The sequence below is a fragment of the Allokutzneria sp. A3M-2-11 16 genome (assembly GCF_024213555.1).
In the GTDB taxonomy this organism is placed as follows: domain Bacteria; phylum Actinomycetota; class Actinomycetes; order Mycobacteriales; family Pseudonocardiaceae; genus Allokutzneria.
Genome location: NZ_JANAVO010000002.1, coordinates 557962 through 576129, shown reverse-complemented (window position 1 = coordinate 576129; position 18168 = coordinate 557962). Strand labels below are relative to the sequence as shown.

17 protein-coding genes and 1 pseudogene are annotated in these 18168 nt (G+C 70.7%); 7 read left to right on the top strand and 11 right to left on the bottom strand.

Translation table 11 applies throughout. From position 1 onward, the window contains the following. From NLX83_RS20805 to NLX83_RS20780, 6 genes and pseudogenes are all read right to left on the bottom strand, one after another. On the bottom strand, positions 1 to 966 hold the full coding sequence (locus NLX83_RS20805) for a helix-turn-helix domain-containing protein (RefSeq protein ID WP_254236747.1): 966 nt from the start codon (positions 964 to 966) through the stop codon (positions 1 to 3). 212 nt (positions 967 to 1178) lie between these two features. Continuing rightward, positions 1179 to 1403: a hypothetical protein gene (locus NLX83_RS20800; RefSeq protein ID WP_308209348.1), complete on the bottom strand. Its 225-nt coding sequence runs from the start codon at positions 1401 to 1403 to the stop codon at positions 1179 to 1181. A gap of 60 nt (positions 1404 to 1463) precedes the next feature. Then, positions 1464 to 2129, bottom strand: a pseudogene (locus NLX83_RS20795) (glycoside hydrolase family 27 protein); the annotation flags it as partial. A 143-nt stretch (positions 2130 to 2272) separates the two neighbouring features. Further along, positions 2273 to 4549, bottom strand: coding sequence for a glycosyl hydrolase family 95 catalytic domain-containing protein (locus NLX83_RS20790; protein WP_254236746.1), 2277 nt, complete (start codon positions 4547 to 4549; stop codon positions 2273 to 2275). 150 nt (positions 4550 to 4699) lie between these two features. Beyond that, positions 4700 to 5449 (bottom strand): LppM family (lipo)protein, encoded by a 750-nt coding sequence (locus tag NLX83_RS20785; RefSeq protein WP_254236745.1) that lies wholly within the window; start codon positions 5447 to 5449, stop codon positions 4700 to 4702. A 101-nt stretch (positions 5450 to 5550) separates the two neighbouring features. Further along, positions 5551 to 6468 carry a hypothetical protein gene (locus tag NLX83_RS20780; protein ID WP_254236744.1) on the bottom strand — a complete coding sequence of 306 codons (918 nt, stop codon included), beginning with the start codon at positions 6466 to 6468 and terminating at the stop codon, positions 5551 to 5553. A 158-nt stretch (positions 6469 to 6626) separates the two neighbouring features. Here NLX83_RS20780 and NLX83_RS20775 point away from each other — a divergent pair, with 158 nt between their 5' ends. Both NLX83_RS20775 and NLX83_RS20770 read left to right on the top strand, forming a co-directional pair. Further along, positions 6627 to 7046 (top strand): hypothetical protein, encoded by a 420-nt coding sequence (locus NLX83_RS20775; RefSeq protein WP_254236743.1) that lies wholly within the window; start codon positions 6627 to 6629, stop codon positions 7044 to 7046. Beyond that, the gene (locus NLX83_RS20770; RefSeq protein WP_254236742.1) at positions 7043 to 8530 is read left to right on the top strand and encodes an esterase/lipase family protein; all 1488 of its coding nucleotides are present in this window, start codon (positions 7043 to 7045) and stop codon (positions 8528 to 8530) included. The genes NLX83_RS20775 and NLX83_RS20770 overlap by 4 nt, the downstream gene beginning before the upstream one ends. A 51-nt stretch (positions 8531 to 8581) precedes the next feature. Here NLX83_RS20770 and NLX83_RS20765 read toward each other — a convergent pair whose 3' ends face one another. After that, positions 8582 to 9958 carry a DUF349 domain-containing protein gene (locus tag NLX83_RS20765; protein WP_254236741.1) on the bottom strand — a complete coding sequence of 459 codons (1377 nt, stop codon included), beginning with the start codon at positions 9956 to 9958 and terminating at the stop codon, positions 8582 to 8584. A gap of 235 nt (positions 9959 to 10193) precedes the next feature. Here NLX83_RS20765 and NLX83_RS20760 point away from each other — a divergent pair, with 235 nt between their 5' ends. From NLX83_RS20760 to NLX83_RS20740, 5 genes are read left to right on the top strand one after another with little or no spacing between them, the layout of a single operon-like run. Next, on the top strand, positions 10194 to 10925 hold the full coding sequence (locus tag NLX83_RS20760; RefSeq protein WP_254236740.1) for a hypothetical protein: 732 nt from the start codon (positions 10194 to 10196) through the stop codon (positions 10923 to 10925). Next, entirely contained in the window at positions 10922 to 11818 is an 897-nt protein-coding gene (miaA, locus tag NLX83_RS20755; protein ID WP_254236739.1) for a tRNA (adenosine(37)-N6)-dimethylallyltransferase MiaA, read from the top strand. Before NLX83_RS20760 ends, miaA begins: the two co-directional genes overlap by 4 nt. Then, the gene (gene dapF, locus NLX83_RS20750) at positions 11808 to 12671 is read left to right on the top strand and encodes a diaminopimelate epimerase (protein ID WP_254236738.1); all 864 of its coding nucleotides are present in this window, start codon (positions 11808 to 11810) and stop codon (positions 12669 to 12671) included. The genes miaA and dapF overlap by 11 nt, the downstream gene beginning before the upstream one ends. Positions 12672 to 12722: 51 nt before the next feature. Next, positions 12723 to 14126 carry a GTPase HflX gene (hflX, locus tag NLX83_RS20745; RefSeq protein WP_254236737.1) on the top strand — a complete coding sequence of 468 codons (1404 nt, stop codon included), beginning with the start codon at positions 12723 to 12725 and terminating at the stop codon, positions 14124 to 14126. 55 nt (positions 14127 to 14181) lie between these two features. Further along, complete coding sequence (locus tag NLX83_RS20740) at positions 14182 to 15192, top strand: LPXTG cell wall anchor domain-containing protein (protein ID WP_374118789.1); 1011 nt, start codon at positions 14182 to 14184, stop codon at positions 15190 to 15192. Here the strand turns inward: NLX83_RS20740 and NLX83_RS20735 are convergent. Genes NLX83_RS20735 through NLX83_RS20720 form a run of 4 tightly spaced genes read right to left on the bottom strand, consistent with a single transcriptional unit; the run spans position 15185 to position 18040 of the window. Further along, positions 15185 to 15940 carry an ESX secretion-associated protein EspG gene (locus NLX83_RS20735; RefSeq protein WP_254236735.1) on the bottom strand — a complete coding sequence of 252 codons (756 nt, stop codon included), beginning with the start codon at positions 15938 to 15940 and terminating at the stop codon, positions 15185 to 15187. The two genes, NLX83_RS20740 and NLX83_RS20735, sit on opposite strands and share 8 nt — an antisense overlap. Further along, positions 15937 to 16479 (bottom strand): DUF3558 family protein, encoded by a 543-nt coding sequence (locus tag NLX83_RS20730; protein ID WP_254236734.1) that lies wholly within the window; start codon positions 16477 to 16479, stop codon positions 15937 to 15939. Before NLX83_RS20730 ends, NLX83_RS20735 begins: the two co-directional genes overlap by 4 nt. Continuing rightward, the gene (locus NLX83_RS20725; protein WP_254236733.1) at positions 16476 to 16889 is read right to left on the bottom strand and encodes a hypothetical protein; all 414 of its coding nucleotides are present in this window, start codon (positions 16887 to 16889) and stop codon (positions 16476 to 16478) included. The genes NLX83_RS20730 and NLX83_RS20725 overlap by 4 nt, the downstream gene beginning before the upstream one ends. A gap of 8 nt (positions 16890 to 16897) precedes the next feature. After that, positions 16898 to 18040 (bottom strand): hypothetical protein, encoded by a 1143-nt coding sequence (locus tag NLX83_RS20720; protein WP_254236732.1) that lies wholly within the window; start codon positions 18038 to 18040, stop codon positions 16898 to 16900. Positions 18041 to 18168: the final 128 nt, after the last annotated feature.

Below are 18168 nucleotides of genomic sequence, written 5' to 3'. Positions count from 1 at the left end.
CTACAGGTCCCACTGGATGCCGAAGGTGCCGGGGCCGAAGTCGAGTGCCACCGCGTGCGCGGCGCCCGCGGGGCTGACGGTGAGCGCCCGGCGGCGGAACTGCGTCGGCTGGTCCAGCGGCGCGCTGATCTGGGTGCAGCGGCGGGGCGGGGCGGCCGGGGCGAACTGGACCTCGATCAGGTAATCGCGGACCGGCCTGCGGAACTTGCGGGTGAACACGTCACCGCTGCGGCCCGCCATGCCCGGCGGGTTGACCAGGTCGTACTCCATCATGATCGTCTCACCCCGGGCGAGCGGGGCCTCGAAGAGCAGTTCGGCCACCATCAGCCCGGTGTCGTCGACGGAACCGCGGCCGAGCGCGCAGTGCCGCAGCGGCACCAGTTCGGCGGCGGCGCCCCGGGGATGGCCCGGCGAGTAGACGACCACCCAGCGGTCCACCCCGTCGGCGTCGGCGCGCAGCACCTGGCGCACCCGGACGCGGCGCTGGGCGCCGGAGGAGTCCACCTCGACCAGGTCGTGCTGGCTGAGCCGGGTGAGCAGCGCGTCCGAGCTGGTGTCCACTGTGGACAGAAGGGCGGTCAGCCGGTCCTTGGCCGTCCACATCGCCTCCATGGCGGGCGCGCTGAGCGTGTTCGGCGCGTACCGGCCGCGCGGGCGGGGCGGGCCGACCAGCGCGCGCAGGGCGGACGACGGCAGCCCGAGCACGCTCTCCAGGTTGGCGAGCACGGCGAAGGACGCGTCGCCCTCGGGCTGGCGGCGGCCGGACTGCCAGTTGCTCAGCGTCGCGACGCTGACCGAGGCCCCCTTGGCGCGCAAGCGGTACTGCACCCGGTCCAGGCTCAGCCCGCTCGCCTGGATCGCCGCGCGCAGCGCCGCGGGGAACGGCCCGGTGCGCAGCAGCTCGGCGAGCTCGGACTGGGGATCTGGCTCCGCGATGGCGTTCTGGCGGCCTGCGGTCAGCGTCATGGATTCGGTCCCACGTGTCGTCTGGTGTCTGGCGAGGGTGGACGGGCGACTGTGCGGGATCAGCGACAGAGGGAAGACGCCACGCGGACGAGGTCGATGGGACCCCGCGTGACCAGACGCACTCCTCGCTGCACGGTAATGACGCTAGGACTTGACCTTTTGCAGTGTCAAGGATTCCCAGCTCCTGGACAAAAGGTTACATACAGGTTTCATCAGCCCTTTCGCACTCGCAGGACCACCGTGGCGTGCCCGGGGACGTCGGCGCTGATCGCCCCCGTGCTCGTCGTGGTGCGCTTGGACCACAGGTCCCGCAACCGGTAGCGCGCCGCGCCACTGAGCCCGATCTCCGCCGCCGTGGTGCTGATCCTGCGCGCGTCGGCGTTCTCGTTGAACAGCGCCACCGCGACATCCCCGTCCGCCAACGGTTTCGCGATCACGTACAGGCCCCCGGAAGCCTTGATCTGCTTGCCCTGCACGCCTTTGCGGTCCTGGTTGACCGCGATGACGTCGGTGTTGAGCAGGGTCTGGAAGTTCTCCGCGCTCACCTTGCGCAGGTCCGAGCCGATCAGCAGCGGCGCGGCCATGATCGCCCAGAGGCTGAAGTGCGAGCGGTACTCGGTCGGCGTCATCCCGCCGTTGCCGACCTCCAGCATGTCCGGGTCGTTCCACGCGCCGGGCTTGGCGTGCGCGGCCAGCGGCAGGTTCTTCTTGAAGATCGACACCATCTTCGCCCAGGTGTCGTTGATGTCGCCGGTGGTGCGCCAGGCGTTGCCGACGTCCTGCGCCCAGTCCCACGGCTTGTTCTGGCCCCACTCGCAGATCGAGTAGACCATCGGCCGCCTGGTCTTCTTGATCGCCTCGCGCATCTTCGTGTAGCGCTGTTTCGCGTCCACGCCCTGGTTGTTGCAGTTGTCGTACTTCAGGTAGTCCACGCCCCAGTCCGCGAACTGCTGTGCGTCGGAGTCCTCGTGCCCGAGCGCTCCGGGGAAGCCGAGCTTGCCGTTGGCGTCGCGCGTGGGCTCGGCCTAGCAGTCGTCGATGTTGACGTAGCGGTACCCGGCGTCCTTCAGCCCTCGCGAGACGAAGAGGTCCGCCGTGTCCTTGATCATCTTCTCGGTGAGCTCGGCCCGGCAGTGCGTGGTGTTCCAGTTGTTGAAGCCCATCAGGGGAGTCCGGGCCAGGCCGTTCTCCCATGCGATGGCCTGCGGGGTGACCAGGAGACCGGCGGCAACGGTGAGTGCGGCCGCCATTGCTGTGCTGCGCAAGGTTTTCTCCTCGACTAGGGATGACCGCGGCGGCGGGAGTCTCAGTCGGGCAGGCCCCACGGCTTGCCGGGCACGGAGACCCGCACCGGCTCGATCCGCAGGTCCGGCAGCGGGCCCTTCGGGTGCACGATCGCGGTCGCCCCGCGCGCGAGGTCGATCTCGACGACCCCGGGGGAGACCTGGCGCCAGCTCATCGGCGCACCCGCCGGGGTGCTCACCGCGATCTCGCCGCCGATGCCGTGCCGTACGTGGCAACGCTGTCCGGCCTGGCTGCGGACGCCGACCCAGTGGGTGTGCCCCTGCTTGCGAACCGCGCTGACCAGAAAAGCGCCCTGGGTAAGGAAGTTCTCCACCGCGACGTCCTGCCACGCCTCGGGGATCGCGGGGAAGACGCGGATCACGCCACCCCAGCTCTGGCACAACATGTCCAAAATGGACTGTGAAGCCGAGAGCGGCGTTTCCACCACAGGGCTGCCTTCGCGGTACATCGTGTTCTCGGTGACCGGGAATCTGGTGCTGGTATCGAAGAACTTCAGCAGGTAATCCAACGCGCGGTCGCCGTCGCCGAGCAGCGCGAGCATCGACGCGGCCCCGGTGTAGCTGTAACCACGGTGCGCGCCGGTCAGGCTGTGCCAGTGCTTGATGGACCTCTCGATCAGCGCGCGGTTCTCCGCGGTTTCGGGCGTCACCAGGTGCAGTGGGTACACCATCAGCAGGTGCGAGTAGTGCCGGTGCGACTTCGCGTACGGCACCCCCGCGCCGATCATGAAGCCGGTGTCGTCCACCGGGTACGGCGTGAGGTCGCGCAGCACCTGGCGCCACTTCGACGTCAGCGGATCCCTTGTGCCGAGCCGTTTGTCGGCGTCGAGCAAGGTCTCGCAGCCCCAGCGGACCAGCGCGAGGTCGTAGTTGCAGTCCGGCGCGTTGCCGTACTCCGGCGAATGCGTCTCCGCGAGGTGCAGCCTGCCGTCCGCGCCGGGCTTGAGGAAGTGCAGGTAGTAGTTGATCGCCCTGCGCAGCAAGGGAAAGAGCGTGTCGCGCAGCACGCGGTCGTCCATCGAGTGCCGGTAGCTCAGCCACACGTTGTGCAGCGCCCACGTGAGGTTCCCGGTCTCCGGGCTGCCCCCGCCGTCGCCGGGCCGTGCCACCGCGCTGCCCTTGACCGTGCGGCGGTCGGTGCTGCGGCCGACCCCCGCGGAGTCCTTGCGGTACTCGGCGCGGACGTTGTCGATCAGGTGCTGCCGGTTCACGTCCAGCGTCGTGGTGATCGCGTCCAGCTCCAGGTGGTTGGAGCCGTTGATCAACCAGTACTCCAGCTGCACGTTGAGGTTCCACCACGTCGCGGGCCAGCCGGTGTCCTCGAGCCACGGCCCGCAGGTCGCCATCACCGGCGCGTCGGCGCGCGTGCCGGAGGCGATCTTGTAGAGCTGCGCCCAGTGGAAGCTCTGCAGCCGTTGGTCGGGGATCGAGACGAAACTCTTGCGGTAGTAGGCGTTCCACCACGCGCGGTGCGTCGCGAACAGCTGGTGCTCGGGCAGCGCGCTCGCCCGGTTCACCGCGGAGAGGGCCTTCGCCTCCGCACCGGTGCCCGGGTGGGTGTGCGCAACGGACAGGTACAGGGTCTGTCCGGCAACGCGATACGCGGTCGCGGTCTGCCCGCCGGCGACGAGCCCTTGGAGGACAAGGTTCGTCCCACCGGTGGTCTTCGTGGTGGGCGGCGGGTTCTCCACGTACCCGGCGGGCGGGTCCTCCTTGGTGTGCTTGGGGCTGATCGCCTTCTCCGGGTGGAAAACCCAGCGGACGCGCTCACCTCCGGAGGGCGTGACGACGGCGACCAGCACGGAGCGCTCGGTGTGGATGTAGGCGCGCAACGCCAGCGATCCCTTGTCCGTGCGCACGGTGCCCACCAGTTCGGCGTTGTGCAGGTCCAGCCGCCAGTCCACGCCGGTGATCGTGCCGACCGGCTCCAGGGTGAGGTGGCCGACCGGCAGGCGGCACACGCCCCAGCCGCTGTTGAACCGCGGCCGGTAGTCCTGCACCTCGCTGTGCTGCGTGGTGAACCGGATCGCGTTGCGGCCGGGCTCCTGGTAGATCATCGAGCCGAGCCGCCCGTCCCCCAGGAACGGCCCCTGCCACCACTTCGTGGGCAGCTTCCGCCACACGAGGTCCTGTTCGCGCAGGAACCGCGCCCAGTCCGGCCCCCGCGCCTCCGCCGCCGCGGCGGTCCCGGCGACACCGCTCAGGGCGCTCGCCGCGATCACTCCCGCCGAGCCCGCCAGCACTCCGCGCCGCGATACATCCCATCTCTGGTTGCCCACGTCTGCTCCACCTCGTATCCGGTGGGCGCGCTGTTGCGGCAGGCAGCTGGCCCTCTGTGAGGTTCGAAGCTAGAAGCGGAGCGCGGGACGCGTCAATGCTCCACCCGGGCAGACATCCGATCAATCGTCTACGCGGCCGTGCTTTTCGACCTAGTTCCGGAATCGTCGCAGGATGAGCACCACGGCCGCCGCGGCGATGAGCAGCCCGCACAGCGCTCCGATGATGATGCCGATCGGCAGACCGCCGCTCTCCGGTGCCGAGGTGTCGTCCGGCGTGCTGCCGGGCGGATCGGCGACCGAGGGCGCGGGCGGAGCCGTCGCGGCGCCGACGGCCTCCAGCGTCATCGACTGCCGCAGCTTCGGCCGCCAGGTCACGGTGGAGCCGGACACCTCGCCGTTGGCGCGCAGCACCGGCCCGGGGAAGGTGATCGAGAAGGCGATCTCCACCGAGGCCACCGCCTCCGCCGGGATCCTGATCTGTCCCGGCTTGTCCGGCTGTTCCTTCGCGGAGAACGCGTAGCCCTCCGGCGTCCTGGTCAGCGAGAAGTCGACCCCCTGCCCGCCCTCCTCGTAGCGCAGCAGCGAGAGGAAGTCCGATGTGGACACTCCGCTGAAGACGGTCTCGTAGCCCTTGTGACCGTCGGCGGTGTAGGGGCGCACGGTCGCGCTGCCCCTGCTCACCTTCGTGGCGTTGCGCTCCAGGAACTCCTTGAGCTCCGCGACAACGTCGCGCCCGGACCCCTGGGCCATGCCGAGCCCCTCCGGCGAATAGGCGACGATCACCGATCCGCTGACGGTGTCGTCGACGCCGAGCACCGCGGTCGCGCGGTAGCGGGTGCACCCGGACAGCGCCAGGACCGCGAACAGGAACAGCCCGATCAGGGCGGTGGCGCGTCTCATGATCGGCAGCGCAGCACAGCCGCCCCGCCACCGGAACCCGGTTCGGCGTCGCCCGGCCGAACGCCCGCGCGGTTCGGTACGGCGAACGCGGCTAGCTCAAGCTAGGTCCTCGGCCGCGTCCAGCTGGTGCAGAAGGTGCCCGAGTGATCCGGCGCCCGGTCCCAGTACGGCGCCTGGCCGCAGGCACGGAACCAGCGCTCCCGGCCCCCGGCGTCCCGGATCAGCATCGCCGGGGTCTCGCGACCCTGGCTGATCGGCTGGGCACCGCACTGCCGCCAGCCCGACTGGTCGTTCGGCGAGCGGAAGTAGCTCCAGTCCAGCCACACCCGGTCCACGTCGCTGGCCGACTTCTCCAGGCGCGCCCACGCGATCCAGCCGTGTTCGGGGTGCACCTGGACGCGCAGCTCGATCAACCGGTCCATCACCGGCTTGCCGTGCGGGCCGGTGTCCGCGAGCAGCACCGTGCTGCCGTGCTTGCCGGACCGCGCCAGCGACTCCCCGCACGGGCCGTACGCCAGCGAGGGGTCCGGGCCCTGCTCCCAGGTCGCCGCGACCACGCCGGTGGCCGTGCCCAACGCGAAGCAGGCGGTGCACGCGGCGAGCACCCGCCACCGCCTGGCGAGCCACCTCCGCTTCCGTTCGGGTTCGGGCTCAGTTTCAGACTCGGGTTCGGGCTTGGCGGCCTTGCGGTTGACGAACTCGCCCGCCTCGACCGAGACGTGCAGCCACCAGCCCTGCCAGCGCTCCAGCTCCTCGGAGACCGTCTCGTCCGTCTCGCCGCGGCACAGCAGGCAGCCGACCACCACGGCCTTCACCACGTCCCAGCCGTTGCGGCGATCGCGGTACTTCTCGTTGCGCAGGTCCGACAGCGTCGCCCTGGCCAACGCGACGCCGTAGGTGCGCGCCGCGGTGTCCATCGCCTTGTAGCTCGGGCGGCCCGACTCCTCGTAGAGCCGCAGCAGCCGCTCGCGCAGCTCCGCGTGGTCCGTGGGCAGCCCGGGGGCCTTCGGTGCGCTCACTCGCTCTTTCTCCTCGTCGAAGCAACGGCGTTGACCTGCGTTCGGGCCGCTGAACGGGAGTGGTCGTTCGGCAGGACAGCAGCCAGATGATCACCGTCCGGGCCCGCAGTGTGTTCCCATCCCGGCACCACCGGAAGGTCACGACCGAGGAGTCGACCATGGCATCCGCCCGACGCCGCACGACGATCGTCATCGTCGCGCTGGTGCTGGCCACCCTGCTCGGCGGTCTCGCAGGCTATCTGCTCACCCCGTCGGGACCGGCCGCGGCCGAGGAGTTCGACGCGGGCGGGCCACCGCCACCGGAGGCGGCCGAGACCGTGCGGCGGCTGCTGTCCACCGATCGCGCCGAACGCGAGTCCGCGGTGAGCCCGGAGGCACTGGAACTCGTCGGTCGCACCGAACCGCTACCGCTGGGGACGAAGATCGTGCTTGACCCGGACGGGTGGAGCGGTGACGCCTCGCCGCTCGCGAGCGCGACGGCGACCGTGACGCCGCCGGGGCAGCTCGCCCGCCGGGTCCTGCTCGGGTTCGAGCGGGTGGACGGCCTGTGGCGGCTGCTGTTCGAGGAGGAACTGTGAGGCGGCTGTTCCTCGCGCTGGTCCTGCTGGCCGGGCTGCTGGTGCCCGCGCACGCCGCGGGTGCGGCGGACCAGCCCTGCGGCGACCAGGTCGCGCCGGTGCCGGGATCGCAGCCCGCACTCGCGGGCAGCAGGCCGGTGCTGCTCGTGCACGGCATCCTCAGCGGCCGGAACCATTGGGGCGGAAGCGATCTCGCGGATCTCCACCAGCGACTGCGCGAGCTGCCTTCGGTGACCCTGTGGACCTTCGACTACTCGGAGGTGTCCGACCAGTGGGTCACGCACTCCAGGATCGGGCCCGCGCTGGTGCGCGCCATCCAGTGCCTCGCGGCGGCATCCGGCAGGCAGGTCATCGTCGGAGCGCACTCGATGGGCGGGCTGGTGACGCAGTACGCCCTCGGCAGCGCCAGGGACAGCGTCACGGGAGTCTTCACGGTCGGGACGCCGTTCCGCGGTTCCGTCCTGCTGTCGGTGGGGCAGGGCGTGCACTTGGGCCACGCGATGCTCCGGTCACAGGGCTACCTGGCGTTCCGCGCCGCGCTCGCGTTCTGCAAGAAGTTCCAGAAGAAGCCGAGTTCGTTGTGCGGCACGATCGACGCCATCGCCAGCAAGCCGGTCGGCAAGGCGCTGATGGCCGACTCGCCGCAGATCAAGGCCCTGCCGCCGTGGCCGCGCGAGCTGCCGCAGTTGTCGGTGGCCGGGAACACCAAGTACCGCTGGGAGGTGAAGCTGCTCCTCCTCCCCGACATCAAGGTCCACGACTTCGACGTCGGCGACCCCTTCGTCACGGTCTCCTCGGCCACGGCCGTGCAGCGCGGGGACGGGCGGCGGGTGAAGGAGTGCGAGCCGGGCGGGCTCCTGAAGGTGTTCACCTCGACCTGCTCCCACTCACGCCTGAAAGAGCGGATCGGCGTCCAGGACGACATCTTCGGCTTCGTCGAGAAGACCGCGAAGGCCAACCCCACGCGCATCCCGCCGTGGTTCCGGCTGCCGCGTGAGGACGAGGGCAAGGTCATCAACGCGATGCGGCCCTGGGACATCGCCAACGGCTGCGCGGCGGGCGATCCCCGGCCGAGCGACCAGGCGCGCGTGCAGATGCGCGACGTCTTCTACCCGGCCGCCGACTCCTACTCGACGACGCGGGAGCACTGGCAGCTCGCGCTCTACCCGGACGACGCGACGGCGGCCACAGCGCTGGCCGAGCTGCGCGCGGGGGAGGAGTGCACGGGTCAGGTGGGCCCGGCGGTCGACATCCCGGTCGGCGCGGGCGGCTTCAGCCGGAGCAAGTTCTCCGGCGCGTTCACCGTCGGCGAACTCGGGCAGGGACTGTTCCGGGCGGCGACGCGGGTCGGCAACGCGGTCGTGGTGTACGCCCGCAGACCCGAGAACGAGCCGCGACCGGACCTGCGCACGGCCGACCCGAAGTCGGTGGAGGCGCTCGGTTCGGTCGTGCGGAGCCTCTGCGCGCGGGGCTGGTCCTGCTGACCTGGCCGGAGCCCCCGAGGGGGTCGGGGGCTCCGGCGCACATCAGCTCTCTCAGCGGTTGGCGACCGAGCTCTCGGCCGCGGCCAGCCACTCGCGCCACTGCGCGGCCTGCGACTCGGCCTGCTCCGCGCGGCGCTTGTCGCCGGAGGCGCGGGCCTTGGCCGCCTGCGACTCGAACTGCTCGACCCGCTCGCGGAACTGCGCGACCCGGGCCTCGGCCTCGGGGTCGGTGCGCCGCCACTGGGCGTCGGCCGCCGAGCGCACCCGCTCCTCGATCGAGCGCAGCTTGCCCTCCAGCTCGCGCACCCGCTCGCGCGGGACCTTGCCGATCTGGTCCCACCGCTCCTGGATCTTGTAGAGCTGGTTGCGGGCCGCCTCAAGGCCGCCCGCCGCCGGGTCGATCGACTCCGCCTCGGCCAGCAGCTCCTCCTTGAGCTTGGCGTTGGCGGAGAACTCCGCGTCCCGCTCGCTGAAGGCCTCGGAGCGGTGCGAGAAGAACTGGTCCTGCGCCGCCCGGAACCGCTTCCAGAGCGCGTCGTCGGCGTCCTTGGGCGCGCGCCCGGCCGCCTTCCAGTCCGTCATCAGCTCCTTGTAGCGGTTGGCGGTCTCGCCCCACTCGGTCGAGGTGGCGATCGACTCCGCCTCCTCCACGATCTCCTGCTTGCGCTGCTTGGCCGTGGACCGCTGCCGGTCCAGGTCGGCGAAGTGCGAGCCGCGCCTGCGGTTGAACGCGTCCCTGGCCTTGGCGAAGCGCCGCCACAGCTGCTCGTCGGTCTTGCGGTCCACCCCGCGCACCGACTTCCACTCCTCCAGCATGGAGCGCAGCCGGTCACCGGCCGCCTTCCACTGGGTGGAGTCGTTCGCCAGCCCCTCGGCCTCGTCGACCAGGGCCTGCTTGCGCGCGATCGCCTCGACGCGGGCCTGCTCCTTGGCCGCCTTGCCCGCCTCCATCGCCACCCCGGCGCGGGCGATCACGTGCTCGACCCGCTTGGCCAGCCCGGCCAGATCGCCGACCACGGCCGCGTCGACCAGCGCTTCCTTGAGGTGCTTGGCGCTGCCGAGCGCCTGCTTGGGGTCACCGGCGCCGGAGCTCAGCCGGGCCTCCAACAGGCCGAGCTCGGTGAGCATGTCGTCGAACTTGCGCGCGAAGTGCGCGAGACCCTCGGCGGGCTCACCCGCCTGCCACGACCCGACCGACCGCTCGCCGTCCGCGGTGCGCACGTAGACCGTGCCGTCGGTGTCCACCCGGCCCCAGCGCTCCGGGTGGTCCGACGCGGCAGGCACCACCGGGGCGGCGGGCGGGGCGGCGGGCGCCGGGGGCGCGCTGACCGGGGGCGTGTTGTGCTGGGCCGTGGTGTCCTGGGCCGTGGTGTCCGGAGTGGCCCGACCCTGCTGCCCGTCGGCCTGGGTCGTCTCCTGGTCCGTCATCGCCGGCTCCTCCTAGCCTTCACCGCCCGCACCGCGTGCGGGCGCCCCGCATGGCGGCGGGGCCTGGCAACCGGGGCATCCGGGCCGGTGTGGCCCGCGATCCCTGAAGGGGGATTGAAACAGGTCAGGGCGCTCGTCGGAACTTCGAGGCCGGGTTGTGACCTACCCATGACCTTGCACCGCCCACCCGGGTGTGTTCGGCCGAACGTGTGAGGGGGCACTAGCCTGCCCGAACGTGATCGTTCGTGCCGCCGTGCTGCCACACCCACCGTTGCTCGTGCCGCAACTGGTCGCGGGTGCCTCCGAGGAGACCGAGCCCCTGCGCCGGGCCTGCCTGGACGCCGCCCGCTGGCTGGCCGAGGTGACACCGAGGTGGTCGGCGGTCGCGGTGGACGAGGTGGGCTCGCGCGTGATCGAGCCCGCGACCAGGGGCAGCTTCGCCGGGTACGGGGTGGACGTCCCGGTCAGCCTCGCCGAGCTGGCCGAGGACGAGGGCCGCAGCGATCCGTTGCTGCCGCTGCCCGCGCTGATCGCGGGCTGGCTGCGCGAGCACTCCGGTGCCGGGGAGGTCCGGGTCCGGCTGGTCACCCCGGAGCTGGACCCGGACCAGTGCTGGCTGGTCGGCCACGAACTGGTGGACGCGTTGTCCGGGCCGGAGCCGGTCGCGCTGCTGGTGCTCGGCGACTCCTCGCCCCGGCACGGCGACCGCGCCCCCGGGAAGCCGGACCCGCGCGCCGCCGAGTTCGACGAGGCGGTCCGCGAGGCGCTCGCCGCGGCCGACGCCGACGCGCTGATGGACATCGACGCCGACCTGGCCGCCGAACTGGGCGCGCGCGGCCGCTCGGCGTGGCAGGTGCTGGCCAGCGTCGCGCAGAGCTCCGGGGTGAGCTGGCGCGGCGCGGTCGACTACTCCGGCGCGCCCTACGGCGTCGGCTACCACGTGGCCCGCTGGGAACCGGCCGCGTGACCGGGCTGATCGCCGTCGTCGGGCCGACCGGCACCGGGAAGTCCGACCTCGGCGTCGCGCTGGCCCTGCGCCTCGGCGGTGAGGTCGTCAACGCCGACGCCATGCAGCTGTACCGGGGCATGGACATCGGCACCGCCAAGCTCACCGAGGCGGAGCGCGGCGGGGTCCCGCACCACCAGCTCGACGTCCTCGACGTCACCGAGACCGCGTCGGTGGCGGCCTACCAGCGGCACGCCCGCGCCGACGTCGAGGCGGTGCTCGCCGCGGGGCGCGTGCCGATCCTGGTCGGGGGTTCCGGGCTGTACGTGCAGGCGGTGCTGGACGACCTGGAGTTCCCGGGCACCGATCCCTCAGTCCGCGCGCGCCTGGAGGCCGAAGCCGCCGAATCGGGCTTGGACGTGCTCTACCAGCGGCTTTCCCAGCTCGACCCGGCCGCGGCCGAGGCGGTGCTGCCGACCAACGGCCGCCGCATCGTGCGGGCGCTGGAGGTCATCGAGCTGACCGGCCGCCCGTTCTCGGCGACGCTGCCGCGCCCGGGGCCCCCGCGCTACGGCGCACTGCTGATCGGCCTCGACCGCGACACTGCTGAGCTGGACAAACGCATCGATGAACGAGTTGTGCGGATGTTCGAAGCGGGCTTGGTGGAGGAGGTCCGCCGACTGGAGGCGGCCGGGCTGCGCGAAGGCCGCACCGCGTCGCGCGCGCTGGGCTACCAGCAGGTCCTGGAGGAGGCCCCGGACCCCGTGGCGGCGACCGCGCAGGCGACCAGGCGGTTCGTCCGGCGCCAGCGCTCGTGGTTCCGGCGGGACAAGCGCATCACCTGGCTGGACGCCGCGCGGCCCGGCCTGCTGGAGGCGGTGCTCGGTAACTACGCTGGACAGCGTGGGTATTGAGTTCGCCAAGGGCCACGGGACGCAGAACGACTTCGTGGTGCTCGCTGACGCCGAGGGCAAGCTGGAGCTGACCGACGACCGGGTGCGCGCGCTGTGCGACCGCAACCGGGGCCTCGGCGCGGACGGCGTGCTGCGGGTGGTGCGCAGCGAACACATCGCGGACGCCCCGGAGGGCACCGAGGCGGAGTGGTTCATGGACTACCGCAACGCCGACGGCTCGATCGCGGAGATGTGCGGCAACGGTGTCCGCGTCTTCGCGAACTACCTGGTGCACAAGAAGCTGGCGGAGGCGGGCAGCTTCCTCGTCGGTACGCGTGCGGGCGACAAGCCCGTGATCGTCATTGAAGAAGATGACTCCGTGACGGGACTGGATGCTCGACCCTGCAAGCAGGTCTCGGTAGACATGGGCCCCGCGCGCATCGTCGGCGAATCCACCGCCACGGTGGCTGGTCGCGCGTTCTGCGGCATCGCGGTCGATGTGGGCAACCCGCACCTGGTTTGCGTGACCGACGTGGAGATCGCAGACCTCGACCTCACCGTGCCGCCGGGCCACGATCCGGTGATGTTCCCGCATGGGGTGAACGTCGAGTTCATCTCCCCGCTGTCCGACTTCGAGCTGCGCATGCGCGTCCACGAGCGCGGTGTCGGCGAGACCCGTTCCTGCGGGACCGGGACCGTGGCCGCCGTAGCCGCCTTCCTGCACCGATCCGGTCGTGACGGTGGCGAACTCCTGGTGAACATCCCCGGTGGTCAGGTGCGCGTGTCGATCGGCGAGGAGACCAGCACGCTCACCGGCCCGGCGGTCCTGGTGGCCGAGGGGACGCTGTCCGACTCCTGGTGGCTGGGTGGTTAATCGCCCGGGACTAGGGAAATCGGATGCGGGGCGTGGGAGACTGGACCGCGTATGAGTGAACACATGAGCCTGCCCGACGACGAGCTCGACTTCGTCTCCACGGGCGAGATGGAACTGGCCGACCGCGCCGCGTTGCGCCGCGTCGCCGGGCTGTCCACCGAACTCGAGGACATCACCGAGGTCGAGTACCGGCAGCTGCGGCTGGAACGCGTCGTCCTCGTCGGCGTGTGGACCGGCAGCGACGCCCAGGAGGCGGAAGCCTCCATGACCGAACTGGCCCGGCTGGCCGAGACGGCGGGCTCGGAGGTCCTCGACGGCCTGGTGCAGCGCCGCGACAAGCCGGACACCGCCACCTACATCGGCTCCGGCAAGGTCGCGGAGCTGCGGGAGGTCGTGGTGTCCACCGGCTGCGACACCGTGGTCTGCGACGGCGAGCTCTCGCCCGGTCAGCTGCGCCAGCTGGAGGAGAAGCTGAAGGTCAAGGTCATCGACCGGACCGCGCTGATCCTGGACATCTTCGCCCAGCACGCCCGGTCCCGGGAGGGCAAGGCGCAGGTCGAGCTGGCCCAGCTGTCCTACATGATGCCCCGGCTGCGCGGCTGGGGTCAGGCGATGAGCCGCACCGGTGGTGGCATCGGCACCCGTGGTCCCGGTGAGACCAAGCTGGAGACCGACCGGCGGCGGATCAACAAGCGGATGGCCAAGCTGCGCAAGGAACTGCGCGCCATGGGCACCGTCCGCGAGACCATGCGCGGCATGCGCAGGGCCAACGACGTGCCCAGCGTCGCCATCGCCGGGTACACCAACGCGGGCAAGTCCAGCCTGCTCAACGCGGTCACCGGCGCGGGCGCGCTGGTCGAGGACGCGCTGTTCGCCACCCTCGACCCGACCACCCGGCGCAGCGAGACCCCGGACGGGCGCACCTTCACCCTCACCGACACCGTCGGCTTCGTCCGGCACCTGCCGCACCAGCTGGTCGAGGCGTTCCGCTCGACGCTGGAGGAGGTCGCCGACTCCGACCTGCTGGTGCACGTGGTGGACGCGTCCGACCCGCTGCCCGAGCGCCAGGTCTCCGCGGTGCGCGAGGTGTTCAACGAGATCATCGCCGAGCGCGAGAGCCCGATGCCGCCGGAGCTGCTGGTGGTGAACAAGATCGACGCCGCAGACGAGGTCACCCTGACCCGGCTGCGCCACCTGTTCCCCGGCGCGGTGTTCGTCTCCGCGCACAGCGGCGAGGGCATCGAGCACCTGCGCGCGGTGATCGCGGAGCGGCTGCCCAGGACCGACGTCGAGCTGGAGGTCTTCGTGCCGTACGCCCGCGGCGAGATGGTCGCCAGGGTGCACGCCGAGGGCGTCGTGCTGGACGAGAAGCACACCGACGACGGCACAGAGCTGCGCGCCCGCGTGCTGCCGCCACTGGCCGGAGCGCTGGACGAGTTCGTCGTGCGGCACTGAACCCACTGGTGTTTCATGCGTCTTCTCCGATGTGGGGGGTAAACGAGTGGGTCGGCTGCGCGCTCTTCTGGGTATCACCGCTGCGCTGCTGACCCTCACCGCCGTACCTGCCTCCGCCGATCCGGTGGAGCGCTGCCGCATCGCCGACAAGCGCATCGGCGAGCTGTCCGGCCTGGCCGCCGACGGCAGGAACTGGTACGCGATGAACGACGGCGGCACGAGGCTGACCGTCTACGTGCTGAACAAGAGCTGTGCCGTGCAGCGCACCATCACCAACTCGACCGATCCCTTCGACGTCGAGGACCTGGCGCGGGGCGCGGACGGCACGCTCTGGCTCGCCGACACCGGGGACAACCGCAAGCAGCGCGAGACCGTCGCGCTGCACGCGCTCAACCCCAACGGCAAGTCCACGCTGTACCGGCTGACCTACCCGGACGGCCCGCACGACGTCGAGGCGTTGCTGCTCGACCGCAACAACGTGCCGTACCTCGTGTCCAAAGAACCGTTCGGCGAAGCCAAGGTTTACCGGCCGGCGGGCAAGCTCTCCGCCCCCGGGCCGACGCCTCTGGAGAAGGTCGGCGCGGTTTCCCTGCGGTCCACCAGCACTCCCGGCGGCCCGGTCGGCGCCGGGATCGGCTCCATCCTGGTCACCGGCGGAGCCGTGAACGCGGACGGAACCGTTGTGGCGCTTCGTACTTACACCGAGGCGTACCTGTTCTCCGCGCCGGACGGCGACATCGCCGCCGCGCTCGCCCGGAAGCCCGTGCGCGTGTCGTTGCCCAACGAGGAACAGGGCGAGGCCATCGCTTTCGACAGCGACGGGTCGCTGCTGTCCGGGACCGAGGGCAAGAACCAGCCGATCCGCGCGGTCGAAGGCGCCGTCGAGCTCGCCCGCGGCCAGGGCGGCGACCAACGCACAGATCCCACTCCGACCTCTGACGGCTCTAGCCAGGCGCAGCCGCCCGCGGAGACCGGGTCGTCGTCGTTGGGCGCGTTCGCCGTGGCCGGTCTCCTCGCGCTCGGCGTGGTGCTCTTCTTCAGCCGCCGTAAGCGAAACGCTAGCTGAAGGGCCCGGTCAGCAGCTCGGCGAGGCGTGTCGCCAGCAGGTTCTGGTCCACGGGGGAGAGCGTCAACCAGTTCGAGCGCTCGGTGATCGAATACCGCCCGTCCGGGGTGTCGAGGAACGTCACCGGCGACCGCGCGATGGCCCTGTTCTCCTTGTGCGGCTGCGGCCGCAACGCCGTCGCCTGGCCCATCGCGGTGGTGGCGGAGTACGCGACCAGGAACCTCCGCGCCTGAGCCCGCTCGGCTCCCGCCGCCACCAGGCTGTCCTCGGCGGCGGTGATCGCCCCTCTGTCCGCCCACGCGGTTCCCGCCTGCTCCAATGCCGCGGCGGGCACCTGCCCCGGCTGTCCCCTGCCCGGACGGCACTGCGGGAGCGCCTCCACCACTCCGCGCGCGTGGTCGTCGCGGTCCAGCCAGGTCAGGTCGATCGTGTCGCCGCGCCACACCGCCCTCAGGCATGCACGCCCGTGCAGGAAGCTCCCGATCCGCGTTTGCCCCGCCTGGTCCGCGTACAACACGGCAAGTTCGCTGTTCGCGTGCGCGATCGCGTGCAGGGCTCCGCTCAGGGCGTCGTCGATCCGCACCGCGTCACCGAGCCTGTGCCGCGCCAGCCACTCCGCCGCCCACGCCTTCGCATGGGCTCGTCCCTCGTCGTCCACGCCGTGCTGCACAACCACCAGCGGGTAGGGCATCATGCCGAGCCCGAGCCGCTCCCAGCAGACCTCGTAGACCACCGCCGGAACCCTCATGGCACTCGCGGCGCGACCCGGTCACCGATGTGCTTCGCCGTCGCACACCCATCCCGCCCAGGCGCCGAACTGTCCACCACGATGATCCGCCACAGACCGCGGGGCGTCTCAAAGATCAGCTCACACCGGCCTGAGTTCCCGGTGAGTTTTCCTTGGCCGAGGACTCCGCGTTTTCTATCGACGGTAATTTCCCTGCGGTTGTCGAAGTCGAAGGGTTCAAGCTTTCGGTCGGGGAGGAAGGTGAGTCCGACCGTGAGTACCGAGGAGATGTCCGGAGATGGCTTCATCTGGTAACCGCAGTCAGGGAAAGGCTCTTCGTCGAGTTCGGCTGGCTTGGTCTCGGGCCCTTGATAGGGAAAATCCGCAGGTGTCATCAGCTTGCAGACATCGGTAGCAGTGATTCGACCGTTCGACGTGGTTGTCGGGTGAGGAGTCTGCGTGGTTGGAACGGGGTACGGCTCCCCTGCGAGGTTGGGAGCGCAGGAGGTCGCGACCGCGATCGTGATGAGCGTGGCGACGAGGCGAAAGCGGAGGTTCATCGAGGGCTTCCTGGAAGGTTGTCTGCGCTGGTCCGGTCTGCGCGTTCCCATTCCCGCGCCATTGCCGCCACCTTGTCGCGGTAGGTGATGAGGGCCTTGTGGTAGTCGATCCAGAAGCGTAGGGCCCCGCCTTCCTGGTCTGACGCTCGGGCGATGATCTTCGCCCGGATTGCCTGGCCCGCCTGTGACTTCCCCAGATTGATTCTCTGTGTGTCGTCGTAGAATCGCTCCGCTTTTCGGACTTCTTCTTCGGCGATGTTGATCATGTCAGTGAGTTCTTTGGTGACCCAGTCGGCGGTGACCTTGTCGTAGGTGATGCCCTGGCCGAGTTGGGCGTTGACGCGGTCCAGGGAATCGCGCATGTCCTGGTAGGGCGTGTCCGGAGCGGGCTGATCGTTCCAGGCGGTCATCGGTCCCCTCACCGCTCGTCGTCGGAGTATTCGCCGATCACCGGCGGGGCCACCAAGGGGAGCTCGCCGACCAGATCATCGGTGATCGGGTACTTCCGCTGGTGCTCCTCGTCCTCGGCGCGCTGACCCGTGCCGCCGAGCGCGGGCTGAAGGAAACCGCCTCCGGCGCCGCGCGGGGCAGCCGTGTTGGCGTGGGGAGCACCGGCACCGGGTGGTGCTGGGCTCGAAGTGCCTGGTCGACCGGTGCCCGGAGACGGCGTGCTGCGCGGAGAGTCGTAACCCGAGGGGCCCGCGCCGAAGGCCATGCCGCCGAGAGCGGCACCCCCGGCGCCGATGCCACCGGAACCCCCGGAACGGCTGTCCCCGTCGGAGCCCGTGTTGGGCGGCGGAAGCGGGCGCTTGGTGTCGATGTTGTCCGAACCCGCCAGCTCGGAATCGCCCCTGCGGTTGGGGTGCGGAGCGGGCGTGGGCTGCGGAACAGGTGCCGGATCGGGTGAAGGATCAGGGCCACCCTGTACACCACTCCATCCGCCACCGGCCCCTCCGCCACCACCAATGGGATCGCGCGGTGGGCGGGGCGGGGGCTCACCACCCGGGTCGAAGAAATTGGCTGGGATGGTGGGAAAAGGCGGCGTTCCGCTGTCCATCGCGGCTGCCTGCTTGTCGAGCTGGGCGCCCAGCTCGATGGCCTCCCGGCGTTTCGCTTCCTTCTGCTGCTCGTAGCGGGCGTGGTCAGCATTGATCAAGGCCAGCGACTGGGGGCCGAGCCCGGCCGTGTTCTTGGGGAACTCGCGGCCGGAGACCGTGAGGGTCTTGACCGTCTCCGAAACGCTGTTCGCCTTGGTCGCCGCGGGCTCCAGCATGGCGCTGATCTGCTGAGCCGCCTGCTGCTGGGTGTCGCCGTAACCGCGAAGGCCGTCCCCGGCCTTCTTCGCCTTGTCCACCGAAGGCGCCTGCCAACGGCCCGCGAGCCGGTCGGCGAGTTTGTTCATCCGGTCGGCCAGCTGCACGGCCACCTTGCCGCGTTCCTGGAAGTCCCGCGCGAGGTGCGCCGCGGCGCTGTCCGGAACGCTGCCGAGCAGGTCCCGGAGCTGCTCCAGTGACATCCCCGCGTAGTTGTCCGAACCGGAGAAGTGCCGATCGCCCACCATCAACGCCCCCTTTGCCGCCCCCGCAGGCACGTTCCGATGCTAACGGGACAAAAGGCCACGTCATGGGTGAATCGGGATTGCCGCGGAATTGCCAGGCAGACACCGGACAGCGTCGTTGATGTCCGGTG